This is a genomic window from Pseudomonas solani, from assembly GCF_026072635.1.
GTDB lineage: Bacteria > Pseudomonadota > Gammaproteobacteria > Pseudomonadales > Pseudomonadaceae > Metapseudomonas > Metapseudomonas solani.
In genome coordinates this window covers 3,090,195-3,107,735 of sequence record NZ_AP023081.1, presented here as the reverse complement: position 1 = coordinate 3,107,735, position 17,541 = coordinate 3,090,195, and the positions used below count along the sequence as shown (strand labels likewise).

The following is a 17,541-nucleotide window of genomic DNA, read 5'->3' as shown; positions in this document are numbered from 1 at the left end:
GAAGCCTCTTGCTCCGTGGGGCGGCTAGCACCGCATGGGCAATGAATAAGTCCCCCAGAGAGGCCTACAATTCCACGCAGAAAAAAGCGCTATCCGCCCTTCGGCCTTGCCTGCCGATCACGAATGAGGCCGCCATGAAAGCCACCTCCGATGAGCTCCAGCATTTCGTCAGCGTCGTCGAGTGCGGCTCCATCAGCGCCGCCGCCGAGCACCTGGGGCTGACGCCGTCAGCGGTGAGCCGCACCCTGTCGCGCCTGGAAGAGAAGCTGGCCACCACCCTGCTGAACCGCACCACGCGGCGCATGGAGCTGACCGAGGAAGGGCGCTTCTTTTTCGACAGTGCCAAGGAGATCCTCCAGCAGATGGAGGCCCTGGAAGAACGCCTGGCCCTGCGCCAGCAGAAGCCCGCCGGGCGCCTGCGCATCAACGCCGCCTCGCCGTTCATGCTGCATGCGGTGGTGCCGCATATCGGCGAGTTCCGCGCGCTGTACCCGGACATCCAACTGGAGCTGAACACCAACGACCAGATCATCGACCTGCTGGAGCACCGCACCGACCTGGCCATCCGCATCGGCCCGCTGAGCGATTCCACCCTGCACGCACGGCCCCTGGGCGCCAGCCGCCTGCACCTGGTGGCGAGCCCGGATTACCTGGCGCGCCACGGCATGCCCGACAGCGTGGAGACCCTCAAGGCCCATCGCCTGCTGGGCTTCACCCAACCGGAAAGCCTCAACCAGTGGCCGGTGCGCCATGTCTGCGGCAACCAGCTGTCGGTGCAGCCGAACCTGCGTGCCTCCAGCGGTGAGACCCTGCGCCAGCTGGCCCTGGCCGGCCAGGGCATCACCTGCCTGGCGAGCTTCATGACCGACCAGGACCTGGCCGAGGGCCGCCTGGTGGCGGTGCTGGCCGAGCACATGAGCGACTACCGCCAGCCGATCCATGCGGTGTACTACCGCAACTCGCAGCTGGCCCTGCGCATCCAGTGTTTTCTCGACTTCATCCAGGCGCGCCTGACTGGCGCCCGGGCCTAGCACAGATCCACCCGCCTTTGGGACGCGGCTCCCGGGGCGCGAAAACCGTGAACCCCGGGTCTGTCAGACCCTTCTCAGCCGCGCAGCGCGACGCTGCCGCGCAGCATGTCCAGCAGTGCGTCCACCAGTTGCTCGGCCTGTTCGGCCAGCGGGAAGCGCCCGGGCGCCAATAGCCAGTGGGCCTGGAGGCCGTCGATGTACGCGTGCAGCGTGACCGCGGCGCGGGTGCAGTCGAGCCCCTCGGGGAGTTGCCCCCTGGCCACGGCATTGGCGAGGGCGCGGGCAATGCGTTGGTCACATTCCAGGCTGAAACTCTGCATCTTCTGCCGCAGGTCGCCCAGCTCGTCGGTGAACTCGCATTTGTGCTGGAGTATCTCGCTGATGCGCCGGCTGCGCGGGTCCAGCTCCACCCGCTTGAGCAGGCGCACCAGCAGTTGGCGCATGCGGCCCAAGGGGTCGGGCTCGTCTTCGCTCTCGCTGGCGCGGGCCAGCTCCTCCAGCGGGGTGCGCAAGCGTTCGTGCATGGCCTGGAAGACGTCGACCTTGTTCTGGAAGTGCCAGTAGATGGCCCCGCGGGAGACACCCGCCCGGGCGGCGATATCCGCCAGGGAGGTACGTGAGACGCCCTTGTCGTAGAACACCTGTTCGGCGGCATCCAGGATCTGGACACGGGTCGCTTCGGCTTCTTCTTTGGTTCGTCTGGCCATGCAGGTGACTCTGAGGGTGGGGACAGCAGCGAAAGAACGCCTCACCCTCGACACATTATCTGACAGAGAGATGAGAAGATTCGTTTACAAACGTTCACGTACGTAAGTATATTCGTTAGCTGACTAAACAATCCACCCACGCTCCCTGCATGGGTACCGCCCGCCCGGGCAAACGTATCGAACGAGGTCTTTTCAGATGCAGAAGAAGCCAGCCTTCGCAGCTATGGTTTCCGCCGTCGCTCTGGCTACGCTCACACTCGCCGGCTGCAAGGAGGCCTCCGCGCCGCCGCCCGCGCAGACACCTCAAGTGGGCATCGTCACCCTGAAATCCGAGCCCTTCACGCTCACCGCCGAGCTGCCGGGCCGCACCACCGCGTTCCGCATTGCCGAAGTTCGCCCGCAAGTGGACGGCATCATCCAGAAGCGCCTGTTCAAGGAAGGCTCGGAAGTGAAGGCCGGCCAGCAGCTCTACCAGATCGACCAATCCGTGTACCAGGCGACCTTCAAGAGCGCCGAGGCGACCCTCGCCTCCAGCCGCTCCCTGGCCGACCGCTACAAGGATCTGGTGACCGACCAGGCCGTCAGCCGCCAGGCCTATGACGAAGCCCAGGCCGCGCGCCTGCAAGCCGAAGCCGCCCTGGAGAAAGCCCGCATCGACCTGCGCTACACCAAGGTGCTGGCACCGATCTCCGGCCGCATCGGTCGCTCCAGCGTCACCGAGGGCGCCCTGGTGAACAACGGCCAGGCCTCCGCCATGGCGACCATCCAGCAGCTCGACCCGATCTACGTCGACGTCACCCAGCCGACCAAGGACCTGCTGCGCCTGCGCCGCGACCTGGAGAGCGGCCAGCTGCAGAAGGCCGGCGACAACGCCGCCAAGGTCAAGCTGATGCTGGAAGATGGCAGCGAGTACGGCCACGAAGGCACCCTGGAGTTCTCCGAGGTGTCGGTGGACGAAGGCACCGGCTCGGTAACCCTGCGCGCCGTGTTCCCCAACCCCGACCACGACCTGCTGCCCGGCATGTTCGTGCACGCGCAGCTGAGCTCGGGCGTGAACCAGCAGGCCATCCTCGCGCCGCAGCAAGGCGTGACCCGTGACCTCAAGGGCCAGGCCACCGCGCTGGTGGTCAACGCCGAGAACAAGGTGGAGCTGCGCCAGCTGGAAGCGGACCGTACCGTCGGCGATCGCTGGCTGGTGACCAAGGGCCTCAACCCGGGTGACAAGCTGATCACCGAAGGCCTGCAGTTCGTCCGCCCCGGCGCCGAAGTGAAGACCGCCCCCGCGACCAACGTCGCCGAATCGAAGTCGGTGGATCCCGACCTGGCGAAAAGCCAATAAGGAGCGTCTTCCATGTCGAAGTTCTTCATCGACCGGCCGATCTTCGCCTGGGTGATCGCGCTGGTGATCATGCTCGCGGGCGGCCTGGCCATCCTCAAGCTCCCGATCAACCAGTACCCGAGCATCGCCGCGCCCGCCGTCGGCATCCAGGTGTCCTACCCCGGCGCCTCGGCGCAAACGGTGCAGGACACCGTGGTGCAGGTGATCGAGCAGCAGCTCAACGGCATCGACGGCCTGCGCTACATCTCCTCGGAGAGCAACTCCGACGGCAGCATGACCATCACCGCCACCTTCGAGCAGGGCACCAACCCTGACATCGCCCAGGTGCAGGTGCAGAACAAGCTGCAGCTGGCGACCCCGCTGCTGCCGCAGGAAGTGCAGCAGCAAGGCATCCGTGTGACCAAGGCAGTGAAGAACTTCCTGCTGGTGATCGGCGTGGTGTCGGTGGACGGTTCCATGGACAAGAACGACCTGTCCAACTACATCGTCTCCAACATGCAGGACCCGATCTCGCGCACCAAGGGCGTGGGCGACTTCCAGGTGTTCGGCTCGCAGTACGCCATGCGCATCTGGCTCGATCCCTCGCGCCTGAACAACTACCAGCTGACCCCGGTGGACGTGAAGAGCGCCATCCAGGCGCAGAACGTGCAGGTGTCCTCCGGCCAGCTCGGCGGTCTGCCCGCCTCCCCCGGCACCCAGCTCAACGCCACCATCATCGGCAAGACCCGCCTGCAGACGCCCGAGCAGTTCGGCGCCATCCTGCTCAAGGTCAACCGTGACGGCTCCCAGGTGCGCCTGCGCGACGTCGCCCGCGTCGAGCTGGGCGGCGAGAACTACGCCATCAGCGCGCAGTTCAACGGCAAGGCGGCCTCGGGCATGGCGATCAAGCTGGCCACCGGCGCCAACGCGCTGGACACCGCCAAGGCGATCCGCGCCACCATCGACCAGTTGAAGCCCTTCTTCCCCGCCGGCATGGAAGTGGTGTTCCCCTACGACACCACCCCGGTGGTCTCGGCCTCCATCGAAGGCGTGGTGCACACCCTGGGCGAAGCCATCGTGCTGGTGTTCCTGGTGATGTTCCTGTTCCTGCAGAACTTCCGCGCCACCATCATCCCCACCCTCGCGGTGCCGGTGGTGCTGCTCGGCACCTTCGGCGTGCTGGCGATGTTCGGCTTCACCATCAACACCCTGACCATGTTCGCCATGGTGCTGGCCATCGGCTTGCTGGTGGACGACGCCATCGTCGTGGTGGAGAACGTCGAACGGGTGATGGCCGAGGAAGGCCTGTCGCCGCTGGAAGCCACGCGCAAGTCCATGGGCCAGATCCAGGGCGCACTGGTGGGCATCGCCCTGGTGCTCTCGGCGGTGTTCCTGCCGATGGCCTTCTTCGGCGGCTCCACGGGCGTGATCTACCGCCAGTTCTCCATCACCATCGTCTCCGCCATGGCGCTGTCGGTGCTGGTGGCCCTGGTCTTCACCCCGGCCCTCTGCGCCACCATGCTCAAGCCCATCGCCAAGGGTCACCACGCCCCCAAGCGCGGCTTCTTCGGCTGGTTCAACCGCACCTTCGACCGCAGCGTGAACGGCTACGAGCGGGGCGTGCGCGCCATCCTCAAGCGCAAGACGCCGTACATCCTGATGTACCTGGTGATCGTCGCGATCATGGCCTGGCTGTTCACCCGCATCCCCACCGCCTTCCTCCCCGAGGAAGACCAGGGCGTGCTCTTCGCCCAGGTGCAGACCCCGGCCGGCGCCAGCGCCGAGCGCACCCAGGTGGTGGTCGACCAGATGCGCGAGTACCTGCTGGACAAGGAGAAGGACACCGTCAAATCCGTGTTCACCGTCACCGGCTTCAACTTCGCCGGCCGCGGCCAGAGCTCGGGCATGGCCTTCATCATGCTCAAACCCTGGGAAGAGCGCCCCGGCGCCGAGCACAGCGTGTTCTCCCTGGCCCAGCGCGCCCAGCAGCACTTCTTCAGCTTCCGTGACGCGATGGTCTTCGCCTTCGCCCCGCCGGCGGTGCTGGAACTGGGTAACGCCACCGGCTTCAACTTCTTCCTCCAGGACCGCGCCGGCGTCGGCCACGAGCAGCTCAACGCCGCCCGTGACAAGTTCCTCGAACTGGCCAACAACAATCCGGTGCTGACCCGCGTGCGCGCCAACGGTCTGTACGACGAGCCGCAGTACCAGTTGCAGATCGACGACGAGAAGGCGCGTGCCCATGGCGTCTCCCTGGCGGACATCAACAACACCGTGTCCATCGCCTGGGGTGCCAGCTACGTCAACGACTTCATCGACCGTGGCCGTGTGAAGAAGGTCTACCTGCAGGGCGTACCGGAGGCGCGGATGAACCCCGACGACCTCGGCAAGTGGTACGTGCGCAACGACCAGAACGAAATGGTGCCGTTCAGCGCCTTCGCCTCCGGCGAATGGGTCTACGGCGCGCCGAAACTGGCCCGCTACAACGGCGTACCGGCCATCGAGATCCTCGGTGAAGCGGCGCCTGGCCACAGCTCGGGCGAAGCGATGGCGGCGGTCGAGGAAATCATCAAGCAACTGCCGGCCGGCGTCGGTTACTCCTGGACCGGCCTGTCCTACGAGGAACGCCTCTCCGGTGCCCAGGCACCTGCGCTCTACGCGCTGTCGCTGCTGGTGGTGTTCCTCTGCCTGGCGGCCCTGTACGAGAGCTGGTCGATCCCCTTCTCGGTGATGCTGGTGGTGCCCCTGGGCATCCTCGGTGCGCTGCTGTTCACCAGCATGCGCGGGCTCTCCAACGACGTGTTCTTCCAGGTAGGGCTGCTCACGACCATCGGCCTCTCGGCGAAGAACGCGATCCTCATCGTCGAGTTCGCCAAGGAGCTGCACGAGCAGGGCATGAGCCTGTTCGACGCCGCCATCGAGGCGTGCCGCATGCGCCTGCGTCCGATCATCATGACCTCGCTGGCGTTCATCCTCGGCGTGGTGCCCATGGCCATCTCCAGCGGCGCCGGTTCGGGCAGCCAGCACGCCATCGGTACCGGCGTGATCGGCGGCATGCTTACGGCAACGGTGCTGGCGATCTTCTGGGTCCCGCTGTTCTACGTACTGGTCTGCTCGCTGTTCAAGGACAAGCGCAGCAAAGACGAACTGACCAAGGAGGCCGCCGAATGAGGCAGTCCCTGCTGTCCCTCGCGGTCGCCAGCGTCCTGCTCGGCGGCTGCTCGCTGATCCCCGACTACCAGCGCCCCGAGGCGCCGGTGGACGGCGCCTGGCCCCTGGGCGAGGCCTACACCGCCAACGCCAGCGGCGCGCAGACCACCACCGCTGCGGTGGACCTGGGCTGGCGCGAGTTCTTCAAGGACCCGGCGCTGCAACGCCTGGTGGAAACCGCCCTGGCCAACAACCGCGACCTGCGCGTCGCCGCGTTGAACATCGACGCCTACCGCGCGCAGTACCGTATCCAGCGCTCCGAGCTGTTCCCCAGCATCTCGGCCGACGGCAGCGGCACCCGCCAGCGCCTGCCGGCGGACCTGTCCAGCAGCGGCCGCGCCACTACCAGCGGCCAGTACTCGGCCACGGTGGGCGTCAGCGCCTGGGAAATCGACTTCTTCGGCCGCCTGCGCAGCCTCAACGAGCAGACCCTGGAGCAGTACTTCGCCAGCGAGGAAGCCCGTCGCAGCACGCAGATCAGCCTGGTGGCCAGCGTCGCCAACGCCTACCTGACCCTGCAGGCCGACCAGTCGCTGCTCAAGCTGACCCGCGACACCCTGAAGACCTACCAGGAAAGCTTCGCCCTCACCCAGCGCAGCTTCGACGTCGGCGTCGCCGATGCCCTGGCCCTGAGCCAGGCGCGCACCGCCGTGGAAAGCGCCCAGGTCACCCTGGCGCAGTACAGCCGCCTGGTGGCCCAGGACCGCAACGCCCTGGCGCTGCTGCTGGGCAGGGGCGTACCCGGTGACCTGCCGCAAGGCGAGGTGCTGGGCGACGACCAGTTCGCCGAAGTGCCCGCCGGCCTGCCCTCCGAGCTGCTGCAACGCCGCCCGGACGTGCTCCAGGCCGAGCACCAGCTCAAGGCCGCCAACGCCAGCATCGGTGCCGCGCGCGCTGCGTTCTTCCCCAGCATCAGCCTCACCGCCAATGCCGGGACCAAGAGCGCCGAGCTCTCCGGCCTGTTCGACGGTGGCTCCGGCAGTTGGCTGTTCCAGCCGCAGATCAACCTGCCGATCTTCACCGCCGGCCGCCTCAAGGCGAACCTCGACTACGCCGAGGTGCAGAAGGATATCCAGGTGGCGCAGTACGAGAAAGCCATCCAGACCGCCTTCCAGGAAGTCGCCGACGGCCTCGCCGCCCGTACCACCTTCGAGGAGCAGCTCACTGCCCAGCGCAACCTGGTGCGCACCTCCGAGGATTACTATCGCCTGGCCGAGCGCCGCTACCGCACCGGCGTGGACAGCTACCTGACCCTGCTCGACGCCCAGCGCCAGCTGTTCAGCGCGCGCCAGCAACTGATCAGTGACCGTCTCAACCAGCTCACCAGCGAGGTCAACCTGTACAAGGCCCTCGGCGGTGGCTGGAACGAGCGCACCGGCACCGCCCGGGCGGCACCGGCCAACCCGCAATCCTGATTCGCGTGTCCAGGCCCATGGATTGGGCCACCCTTGCTGCGCGAGGCCCCCATCAAGCTTGATGGGGGCTTTTTTATGGGCCGGGGAAAACCGCAGCAGGCGCCGAACGCTCCGCCCCCCCCGTCGCCCGCAGCCGCCCCAAGTTGATGCAGGACTGTTCGATCGGTCAGGTATGCGCGCCCATAACCGTGCACGGGCAAGCCTCCCGCAAGTCGGAAAAACCCGTTGGTCACGAAACAACCGCTTGAAACATCGGGGTTTATCCAGATAATCCCGCGCCCGGGGAAGGTGTCGGAGAAAACTGGCTCCTTTCTTGCTCTGGCAGCCAAGCCTGACCAATCAGACAACTTCTACGCAGATAGAAAGATAACCAAGCACCAGGAGCCCAACCCGAATGAACCGTACCCTCTCCGCTCTCGCGCTCGCCGGTGGCCTGCTGGCCTGCGGCCAAGCCCTGGCCGACGGCCCCCTGCTGTGGCAGAACAACAGCGTCACCTACCTCTATGGCAAGGATTTCAAGGTCAACCCGGAAATCCAGCAGACCTTCACCTTCGAGCACGCCAGTGGCTGGACCTGGGGCGACCTGTTCATCTTCGCCGACCAGATCAACTACAACGGCAAGGCCGACGCCAACGCGGGCAACAACACCTACTACGGTGAAATCTCTCCGCGCCTGTCCTTCGGCAAGCTGTTCGACCAGAAGATCGCCTTCGGCCCGGTGACCGACGTGCTGCTGGCAGCCACCTACGAGCGCGGCGAGAACCGCAACCAGAACTACCTGGTCGGCCCGGGCTTCGACCTGGCCATCCCCGGCTTCGACTACTTCCAGCTGAACTTCTACTACCGCAAGCCCGACGGCATCACCAACAACCCGTCCGGCCAGTGGCAGGTCACCCCGGTGTGGTCGTACACCCTGCCGGTGGGCGACTCCGACATCCTCATCGACGGCTTCATGGACTGGGTGTGGAACAACAAGGACGCCACCAGCAGCCGCCCGAACGACCTGCACGCCAACCTGCACTTCAACCCGCAGATCAAGTACGACCTGGGCAAGGCCCTGGACCTGGGCGCCAAGCAGCTCTACGTGGGCGTCGAGTACGACTACTGGAGCAACAAGTACGGCATCGACGACGACAGCTTCCTCGGCGACGACATCCTCGGCGGCACCGACCAGAACACCGCCAGCCTGCTGGTCAAAGTGCACTTCTGATCCAGCCCCGCCCCGCCGCCTCCACGGCGGCGGGGCACCTCGCGCGTCGGGCTCGTGCCCGCGCCGGGTTCGGTGATATGTTTGCCCGGCTTCAGTCCGTGCAGCCCGAGGGATCGATGAGCAGTAACCGCAAGATCGGCATCCGCATCAAGAACACCGAGAAGATCCTCCTGGCCGCCGAAAAGGTCTTCGCCGAGCGAGGCTTCGCCGCCACCTCCATGCAAGACATCGCCCAGGAAGTCGGCCTGCCCAAGTCCAACCTGCATTACTACTTCGCGACCAAGGAAGACCTCTACCGCGCCGTGCTGCAAAGCCTGCTGGAAGAGTGGGAGCAGGACGGCACCTGCTTCGAGATGTTCGACGACCCCAGCGTCGCGCTGACCAGCTACATCCGCGCCAAGATGAACCGCTCGCGCACCCGCCCCCATGGCTCCAAGGTCTGGGCCGCCGAAGTCATCCACGGCGCCCCGCAGCTCAAGGAAGCCCTCGACGGCCCCCTCTACGACTGGGCCAAGCTCAAGGAAGAAAAGATCCGCCAGTGGGTCGAGAGCAAGCGCATCCTCCCGGTCGAACCCTCCAGCCTGCTCTACATGATCTGGGCCTCGACCCAGCACTACGCCGACTTCGACCACCAGGTGATGGTGCTCAACAATCACCAGCCGCTGAACGACCAGCAGTTCGAACGCGCCGTGCAGACCGTCACCGCCGTCATTCTCCGCGGCATCGGTCTGGCGACTTAGAAGCAGCGACAAGCTTCACGTTGCAAGCGGCAAGAAAGGGTCCTGAGTGGCTGGGAGTGGGTGCCCAGCCTATGCATGTGAGGGGCTTGGATAGCTGGAAGCCGGAAGCGTAAAGCTGGAAGAAAAGCCCAAGCGTGGCTGGGAGTGGGTGCCCCCGTAGGGTGGGCCGGGCGGCGCTCCGCTTCAGCCCACCAGCGACGTTACCGGTGGGTTGAAGGCGGAGTCGGGCAAGAGCCAGGATGGTCACGTCGTAGCGCCCAAGCACCGCATCGATAGGTTTCGCTCCCCCCAGAATGCCGCAGCAGCCACAACCCCGCGTAGGGTGTGCCGCGCGCACCGAGAACGCCCCGCGCACCCAAAATCCACAGTGAGCCACCAAGGGCTGCGCAGCGAAGAGCGGTGGGCTGAAGCCCACCCTACGAATTACTCTGAGTGGCTGGGAGTGGGTGCCCAGCCTATGCATTTGAGGGGCTTGGATAGCTGGAAGCCGGAAGCGTGAAGCTGGAAGAAGAGCCCAGCCTCCCCGCCCCCTACCTAATACCCAATCGATAATCAGCTCAAATCACAGCCACTCGGCGTCGCCCAGGTGGTGGTGGGTTTCTGCGCCTTGACGCTGGCCGGCACGCTGATGCCCACGGCGCTGGTACCGATCAGGCTTTCCAGCTCGGAGATGCTCTTGATGTAGCTGTTCAGGCTGCCCAGGCCGGCCTGGTTGGGGATGTACCAGCTGATGGCCTTGGTCTGCCCGGTGGCGGTATCGGTGGTGACGATGGTCTTCCAGAAGTAATCCGGCGTGCGGATGCCGTGGGACGACAGGAAATAGTCGTTGGAGGCGTCGTTGTAGACCACCCCGCCATACACATAGACGGTGGCCAGGTCGCGGTAGCACTCAGCGACATTCTCGGCCGCCACCCAGATGCCCTGATTGAAGCTGGCCACCTGCGGCACGATGTTGCTCATGTAGTTGGCGCGCTTGATGTAGGTGGCGTTGTAGTCCATGTGATTGGAGGTCACCAGGTGGCCACGGTCCCAGCCCGATACCACGCTGGCGTAGGACGAGGTGCTGGTCTGGCCGGCGCAACCGCTGGGCAGGTCCGGGTCCAGGTAGAAGGACGAAGGCCTCGCCGCCGAACCGGTGTCGGTGGTCAGCACGTACTCGTAGCGCAAGGCGGTGTGGTTGTCGCAATCGTAGGTGAGGTTGTAGCCGCCCTTGCTCAGGGTGACGGTGGCGGCGAAGGCCGAAGTGAAAGGGACGCAGCAAAGCGACAGCAGGAGGGCGATACGTTTCATTGCTTTTTCTTCCTTGCAGGTGCGGGCCTCCCACGGCGGGAAGCGCTCGGGTGGAAAAAACGAAACCAGGCGATGTCTGTTGCGATTGATCTACGGCGAGGCGCCCAGGGCGGGCGCACCGTGCGGTGGGCTGCACGGTGGTGTACTGGCGGCCCGGCAGCACAGGGGAGCACTACCGGGCCGGTCAGTCACCGGGGGGAGACGATAACCTGTCCTTAGTGACAGGTTCATGAAACCTAGAGCAAGGAATACAGCACTGGCAAGCGCGCCAACATCTCGATCAACTATATGATTTTTATGGAAATAATATTTTTATCACCAATATGGTGAGCACGGTTCCAAATTGACGCACAAGTCAACCAATAGAAAAAACTGCCGATAGTCCTTGCCCGTCAGGCAGTTGCCAGCGCCCGAAGCGGGTTTGCCGGAAGTCGGGCAGGAAGGGATGCACCAGTTCGGAACCTGTTCGAGCAGTCAGAAACCACGACTGCATCACAGCTGCATACGGGGTGCGCCGGGATCGGCAAGGGGAAGAAGGGCGGGCCCTCCAGAACAGGAGGGCCCGGGATGGGTCAGTTGCCGGCGGGCGCCATCATGGCGTCGACGCTTTCACCGCGCGGGCGGCTCAGCTGCGGCAGCAGGGAGCCCAGCAGCATGCCCAGCACGCTGAACAGCAGGCCCGCCAGTTGCGGCGGCCAGAAGTCGGTTTCCTGGTAATTCATCTCCAGGAACACCCAGGAGGCCAGGCCGAAGCCGATGGCGGTCAGCGCGCCCTGGGTGGTGGCGCGCTTCCAGAACAGCCCGGCGAACAGCGGCACCACGGCGGCGACCAGGGTCACCTTGTAGGCATTGCCGACCATCTCGTAGATGCTCGCGTCCGAATACAGGGCGAACAGCGAAGTGGCCACCGTCATGCCCAGCACGCTCAGGCGCATGGCGAGCAGGAACTGGCGGTCGTCCATATCCGGCAGGAAGCGCTTGAGCACGTTCTCGGTGAAGGTCACCGAAGGCGCCAGCAGGGTGCCCGAGGCGGTGGACATGATGGCCGAGAGCAACGCGCCGAAGAACATCACCTGGGCGAACAGCGGCGTGCGTTCCATGATCAGGTGCGGGAGGATCATCTGCGCATCTTCCGCCAGCCACTTCTGCACCATCGCCGGGTCGATCATCGAGGCCGCATAGGTGAGGAAGATCGGCAGCATGCAGAAGCCCAGGTAGAAGCAGGCGCCGGCCATGGAAGCTCGTGCGGCGATGTTCTCGGTCTTGGCCGACATCACCCGGGCGTACACGTCCTGCTGCGGGATGGAGCCGAACATCATGGTCACCGCCGCGCCGAGGAAGGCGACGATGTCGCGGGGTTCGAAGCCGTGCATGAAGGCGAACTTGCCCTCGCTGGCAGCGTGGCTGATCACCACCTCGGCGCCACCGGCCATGTCGCCGATCAGCCAGGTCAGGTACAGCAGGCCGGCGACGATGATGATCATCTGCATGAAGTCGGTCAGCGCCACCGACCACATGCCGCCGAACAGGGTGTACAGCAGCACGATGCCGGTGCCGATGAGCATGCCCTGGGTGGTGGTGATGGAGCCGTCGGAGAGCACGTTGAACACCACGCCCAGCGCGGTGAGCTGCGCTGCCACCCAGCCCAGGTAGGAGCCGATGATCACCAGGCTGGTGATCAGCTCGACATTGGGCCCGAAGCGCTTCTTGAAGAAGTCGCCGATGGTCAGCAGGTTCATGCGGTACAGCGGGCGGGCGAACACCAGGCCCACCAGCATCAGGCAGCCGAAGGAGCCGAACGGGTCTTCGATGATCCCGGCGAAGCCTTCCTCGATGAAGGTGGCGGGGATTCCCAGCACCGCTTCGGAGCCGAACCAGGTGGCGAACACCATGGCCGCCACCAGCGGGAAGGACATGCTGCGGCCGCCTGCCGCGAAATCCTTGGAGTTCTTGACGCGAGTGGAGGCGTAGAAGCCAACACCGACGGTGATCAGCAGGTAGACCGCAACAAACCAGATCAGCATGTGTGAGTTCCAGTGGCTCGCCCGTCGTCTGGCCTGTCGGACCTGTGTCCACCCAGGGTCGCCGCGACTGACAGAATTTTTGTTTTAGGCGCGTCACAACCGGGCGGGATCATCCGTCATGGCTTCAGGAGCCCTGCACGGCAACCGCGACCTCCTGCCGCAACGGGCGAGCAGTCTGCCAAAGCCGTCAAATATGTCAAACAGTTACAAGCCAAATGACTACAAAAAACGACAGGCGCACCTTCGGATTGTCGGACAACCCGTTGATGTACCGATCATTTCTTCGCCAGCGCCAGCCCATCAGTTCCTTATTTTTTACAGAAGACGTTGCAAAAGCAGAACAGCAGCCAGCCCGCCAAAGCTCTGCTAGCCTCCTCCAGTCATCCATGGAGCCGCTTCATGCACGCCCTGAGCCCTGAGCAGACCCGCGCCTACCTGGCCCACATCGACCAGCCGGCCCCCACCCTCACCGACCGCGCCACCCTCGACCGCCTGATCAAGGCCCACCTAGACCGGGTCGCTTTCGAGAACGTCGACGTCCTGCTCGACCGCCCCATCCCCATCGACGCCGAGTCGGTGTTCGCCAAGGTGGTGGAGCGCAGCCGTGGCGGTTACTGCTTCGAGATCAACGGCCTGTTCGGGCGCCTGCTGCTGGCCCTGGGCTTTCGCGTCACCCCGCTGGCGGCGCGGGTGCGCTGGGGCTTGCCGGACGATGCGCCGCTGACCATCACCTCGCACCTGCTGCTGCGGGTGGACCTGGACGACGGCCCGGTCATCGCCGATGTCGGCTTCGGCTCCGCCAACCCCACCCGCTCCCTGTCCCTGCAGGGCCACGAGGACCTCGGCGAGCTGCCCTTCCGCCTGCTCCCGCCCGACGCCGGGCACGATGACCATCAGCTGGAAACCTTCCTGGGCGATGCCTGGGTGCCGGTCTACCGCTTCGACCTGCAGCCCCAGCACTGGGTCGATTACGTGCCCCGCAACTGGTACACCTCGACCCACCCGGACAGCATCTTCCGCCAGATGCTGGTGGCCGCCCGCACCCAGGGCACGGAGCGCTTCACCCTGCGCAACGGCACCTTCAACCGCCGCAGTGCCGACGGCCAGGTGAACCAGCGCCTGCTGAAAAGCGCGGACGAAGCCATCGCCGTGCTGCGCCACTACTTCCTGCTGGGCATCAGCGAAGAGGAAGAGCCCCGGCTGCGCGAGCGCCTGGAAGGCCTGCTGCGCGGCTGAACCGGCGCACCGCTACTCGGGCAACTGCACAACGGCACCCTCGTCGGCCTTCTTCTCGCCGGGCTTCTTGCCCTCGCGTGAGTGGTGCTCGATCACCGCGTTGAGCTCGGCGCCAAACAGCAGCACCGCCGCCGAGATGTACAGGTAGAGCAGCAGGATGATGATCGCGCCGATGCTGCCGTACATGGCGTTGTAGGTGGCGAAGTTCTTCGCGTAGTAGCTGAAGCCCATGGACGCCACCAGCCACACCAGCACCGCCAGCACCGAGCCGGGCGTGATGAAGCGGAACTCCTGCTTCACATCCGGCAGCAGGTAGTAGACCGACGCCACCACCATCATCAGCAGCAGCACCGCCACCGGGATGCGCAGCCAGTTCCACAGCAGCACCACCACATCCTCGATGCCCAGCTGGCCGGCCAGCCAGTTCATCACCTGCGGCCCGGTGACCATCAGCCCTGCCGCCGCCAGCAGGAAAGCCGCCACGCCCACGGTGTAGAGCACCGACAGCGGGATGCGCTTCCAGGTCGGGCGCCCTTCCTCCACGTCATAGGCGCGGTTCATCGCATCCATGCTCGAGCGGATGGCCGATGACGACGACCACAGCGCCACCACCGCACCGATGGAAAACAACCCCGGCTTCTGCGTCTGCAACTGCTCGATGGCCGGCAGCACCAGGTCCATCGCCGCCCCCGGCAGCACCAGCGTCGCCTGAGCCTGCAGCCAGTCGAAGAACTCGGGCAACTCGAGGAAGCCGATCACCGCGATCAGCAGCAACAGGAAGGGGAACAGCGAGAAGAACATCTGGAAGGCCAGCGCCGAGGCATAGGTCGGCAGCTCGTCATCGATGAACTCGGTCACGGTGCGGACCACGATGGTGCGCCACCCGACATTCCTCAACCCCAGAGAACGGATCATCTGCCTGCTCGCTATTTTCATCCCCATACAAGGGCAATGGACGGCCATAGCGGCCATTGAGTTCAGGCAACGCGCCTGGCGCGTGCCTTCCGACGGACGGCAGCAGCCCCTGGGATAGACGCCGCCGCTCCGCTTAAGGGCCGGAAATACCTGGCCGAACGCCCCTTCGCGACGCGCGCCCGTGGGCTACTTTCGTCGGAGAACGCGGAATGAACGGCGTCTTCGCCGGTCTCTAGCGGTGCACCACCTGCACAAATCGGACGTACGCCATGACCCCAATCACCCGCTCCACCTTGCGCCTCGCCAGCTGCCTGCTGCTGATGCTGGGCCTCTCTGCCTGCAGCACCCTGGCCCCGCGCGACCCGGTGCGCATCGACCTGGTGGGCATGGAGCCGGTGCCCGGCCAAGGCTTGGAAATGCGCTTCATGGTCAAGCTACGGGTGCAGAACCCCAACGACACCGCCATCCGCTACAACGGCATCGCCCTCGATCTCGACATCAACAACCAGCCCCTGGCCAGTGGCGTCAGCGACCAGGCCGGCGAAATCCCGCGCTTCAGCGAAGCCCTGGTCAGCGTCCCCGTGACCATCTCCGCCTTCTCCGCCATGCGCCAGGCCTGGGGCCTGGCCAACAGCCACGACACCGGCCGCCAACCCGGCGTCCCCTACACCGTGCGCGGCAAGCTCGGCGGCGGCTTCTGGAACACCGTGCGCTTCAACGAAGCCGGCCTGCTCAACCTGCCGGAACCGGCAACGGTGTATTGATCAACGGTAAGGAACACACAAACGGCAACGGCGCGCTCTGCTGTAGGGGCGACTTCAGTCGCCAAAGCAGGCCCCGCTGGGTGTTGCCTGCGGCCTCGCCTGGTGGATGAAAAGAGCGTCATCCACCCTCCAAAAGGCTGTCGTCTGGGAGGGGCTACTCCCCCAGCACCAGCGCCATCAACCACGAGGTCGCCTCGATCACGTCCACCTCGTCGGTGTCGATCTCGCAGTCGGCGTCGGTGGGGGCTTCGTAGGGGCTGTCGAGGCCGGTGAAATTGCTGATGCGGCCCTGCATCGCCGCCTGGTAGAGGCCCTTGGGGTCGCGGCGGGCGCAGGTCTCGAAGCTCGTGCTGACGTAGACGCAATGGAATTCGTCGACGCTGAACAGCGCCCGTGCCGCCTCGCGGTCGGCGCGGAACGGCGAGATGGCGGCGACTATCACCACCAGCCCCGCATCCACCATCAGCCGCGCCACCTCGGCGATGCGCCGCACGTTCTCCCGGCGCGCCGCATCGTCCATGCCCAGGTCACGGCACAGGCCGTTGCGCAGGTTGTCGCCGTCGAGCACGAAGGTGTGCAGGTTACGCGCGTTCAGCTCCACTTCCAGGGCGTTGGCCAGGGTGGATTTGCCGGAGCCGGAAAGCCCCGTCAGCCAGATGCAGCAGGGCCTCTGGTGCTTGATCGCCGCCCGTGCCGAGCGCGGCAGGGCGAGGTTGTAGGGGCGGATCCAGGGCAACAGGGCGGAAGGTGCGTGCTTATGCATAGCCGAGCAACTCGTAGTCACGTTGGTAAACCCGGCGCACGATCTCCCGCGTGCGCGCCGTGCAGATGTCCTTCACCGGCAGCACCTCGCGCCGTAGCGAGGGATTGGAGTGAGGCAGCGTCCGATTGCAGCCTAGCAGCTCGCAGAGCGCCGTGAAATCGCGCTCCAGGTGTTCCTGATAGCCGATGAAATCCAGCGCCAGGTGGCCGAGGGAATCCATCAGGAAGTCGGTCTGCGGGGCGAAGTGGATCTGCCGCCGCACGTTATCCACATGCAGCCAGCGGGCGACGAAGTCATCGAAGCCCTGGTAACTGCTGACCAACCGCTTGGCCGCCTGGTGGCGCGGACGCAGTTCGTTGCCACGCAGGTAGACGTAGGCCGAGAAGGCACGCTCCAGTGGGTCGCGGACGAAGCTGAACTTGAAGGCCGTGGCGTATTCGGTAGGGAACTGCTGCTCGTACCAGTACAGCGGCAGGTGCCCGGCGCGCCAGCCGCCGAACAGCGCATCGCCCACGCTGGAGCCAGCGCATTTGGGCACGTGGATGAATAGGCAGCCCTGGCGCCGGAAAGGCTCCGGGTAGCGCAGGTTGCCCGACATGGAGCGGTTGACGGCGGCGCGGTCGACCACCGCCATCCGCCCCAGCAGGAAGGCCCGCTGCGACTTCGGCATGAGCTTCCACAGGACACGTTGAAACATCGATTCCCCCCCGCAGGAACGGCAGGCACTCCATCGCCATCGGACTGGTTCCACGCCTTGTACGTCCCGGGCATGGGTTTACCTGCGGCAGGCTAGCAAGGCGGCAGCCGGGAAATATTTAGCCTTGGTCAAGCCGGTAAGCAGCCCAATACAAGGGCCATCATTACGCCACCCCCGACAGCGACCACTAAAACCTTATATAATCTGCGGTCTTTTTTTCA

At 65.2% G+C, this 17,541-nt stretch carries 14 protein-coding genes; 8 read left to right on the top strand and 6 right to left on the bottom strand.

Annotation, left to right across the window (positions count from 1 at the left end):
- The first annotated feature begins 134 nt into the window (after window positions 1-134).
- Window positions 135-1,031 carry a LysR family transcriptional regulator gene (locus PSm6_RS14090; RefSeq protein ID WP_021222358.1) on the top strand — a complete coding sequence of 299 codons (897 nt, stop codon included), beginning with the start codon at window positions 135-137 and terminating at the stop codon, window positions 1,029-1,031.
- A 74-nt stretch (window positions 1,032-1,105) separates the two neighbouring features.
- Here PSm6_RS14090 and PSm6_RS14085 read toward each other — a convergent pair whose 3' ends face one another.
- Entirely contained in the window at window positions 1,106-1,738 is a 633-nt protein-coding gene (locus PSm6_RS14085) for a TetR family transcriptional regulator (RefSeq protein ID WP_021222359.1), read from the bottom strand.
- A gap of 196 nt (window positions 1,739-1,934) precedes the next feature.
- Here PSm6_RS14085 and PSm6_RS14080 point away from each other — a divergent pair, with 196 nt between their 5' ends.
- The 5 genes from PSm6_RS14080 (at window position 1,935) to PSm6_RS14060 (ending at window position 9,631) form a co-directional block, all read left to right on the top strand.
- Window positions 1,935-3,077, top strand: coding sequence for an efflux RND transporter periplasmic adaptor subunit (locus PSm6_RS14080; RefSeq protein WP_031288879.1), 1,143 nt, complete (start codon window positions 1,935-1,937; stop codon window positions 3,075-3,077).
- Between the two features lie 12 nt (window positions 3,078-3,089).
- A complete protein-coding gene (locus PSm6_RS14075; RefSeq protein WP_265170405.1) occupies window positions 3,090-6,227 on the top strand; it encodes an efflux RND transporter permease subunit in 3,138 nt (1,045 codons plus the stop codon).
- On the top strand, window positions 6,224-7,681 hold the full coding sequence (locus PSm6_RS14070; RefSeq protein WP_265170404.1) for an AdeC/AdeK/OprM family multidrug efflux complex outer membrane factor: 1,458 nt from the start codon (window positions 6,224-6,226) through the stop codon (window positions 7,679-7,681). The genes PSm6_RS14075 and PSm6_RS14070 overlap by 4 nt, the downstream gene beginning before the upstream one ends.
- A gap of 394 nt (window positions 7,682-8,075) precedes the next feature.
- Window positions 8,076-8,891, top strand: a complete 816-nt coding sequence (locus PSm6_RS14065) for an outer membrane protein OmpK (RefSeq protein WP_021222363.1) — start codon at window positions 8,076-8,078, stop codon at window positions 8,889-8,891.
- A gap of 116 nt (window positions 8,892-9,007) precedes the next feature.
- Window positions 9,008-9,631, top strand: coding sequence for a TetR/AcrR family transcriptional regulator (locus tag PSm6_RS14060; protein ID WP_043247406.1), 624 nt, complete (start codon window positions 9,008-9,010; stop codon window positions 9,629-9,631).
- A 552-nt stretch (window positions 9,632-10,183) separates the two neighbouring features.
- On the opposite strand, the gene PSm6_RS14055 is transcribed toward PSm6_RS14060, so the two are convergent.
- Window positions 10,184-10,921 carry a DNA/RNA non-specific endonuclease gene (locus PSm6_RS14055; RefSeq protein ID WP_184489564.1) on the bottom strand — a complete coding sequence of 246 codons (738 nt, stop codon included), beginning with the start codon at window positions 10,919-10,921 and terminating at the stop codon, window positions 10,184-10,186.
- 572 nt (window positions 10,922-11,493) lie between these two features.
- A complete protein-coding gene (locus PSm6_RS14050) occupies window positions 11,494-12,945 on the bottom strand; it encodes a high affinity choline transporter 1 (RefSeq protein WP_043245962.1) in 1,452 nt (483 codons plus the stop codon).
- A 399-nt stretch (window positions 12,946-13,344) separates the two neighbouring features.
- Here PSm6_RS14050 and PSm6_RS14045 point away from each other — a divergent pair, with 399 nt between their 5' ends.
- Entirely contained in the window at window positions 13,345-14,181 is an 837-nt protein-coding gene (locus tag PSm6_RS14045) for an arylamine N-acetyltransferase family protein (protein ID WP_043245961.1), read from the top strand.
- 12 nt (window positions 14,182-14,193) lie between these two features.
- On the opposite strand, the gene PSm6_RS14040 is transcribed toward PSm6_RS14045, so the two are convergent.
- A complete protein-coding gene (locus tag PSm6_RS14040) occupies window positions 14,194-15,096 on the bottom strand; it encodes a YihY/virulence factor BrkB family protein (protein ID WP_043245960.1) in 903 nt (300 codons plus the stop codon).
- A 269-nt stretch (window positions 15,097-15,365) separates the two neighbouring features.
- Here PSm6_RS14040 and PSm6_RS14035 point away from each other — a divergent pair, with 269 nt between their 5' ends.
- Window positions 15,366-15,860 (top strand): LEA/WHy family protein, encoded by a 495-nt coding sequence (locus PSm6_RS14035; protein WP_265170403.1) that lies wholly within the window; start codon window positions 15,366-15,368, stop codon window positions 15,858-15,860.
- A gap of 154 nt (window positions 15,861-16,014) precedes the next feature.
- Here the strand turns inward: PSm6_RS14035 and cysC are convergent, their stop codons facing one another.
- Window positions 16,015-16,623 (bottom strand): adenylyl-sulfate kinase, encoded by a 609-nt coding sequence (gene cysC / locus PSm6_RS14030; RefSeq protein ID WP_021219691.1) that lies wholly within the window; start codon window positions 16,621-16,623, stop codon window positions 16,015-16,017.
- Window positions 16,616-17,320: a sulfotransferase family 2 domain-containing protein gene (locus PSm6_RS14025; protein WP_043245964.1), complete on the bottom strand. Its 705-nt coding sequence runs from the start codon at window positions 17,318-17,320 to the stop codon at window positions 16,616-16,618. The genes cysC and PSm6_RS14025 overlap by 8 nt, the downstream gene beginning before the upstream one ends.
- Between the last annotated feature and the right edge of the window lie 221 nt (window positions 17,321-17,541).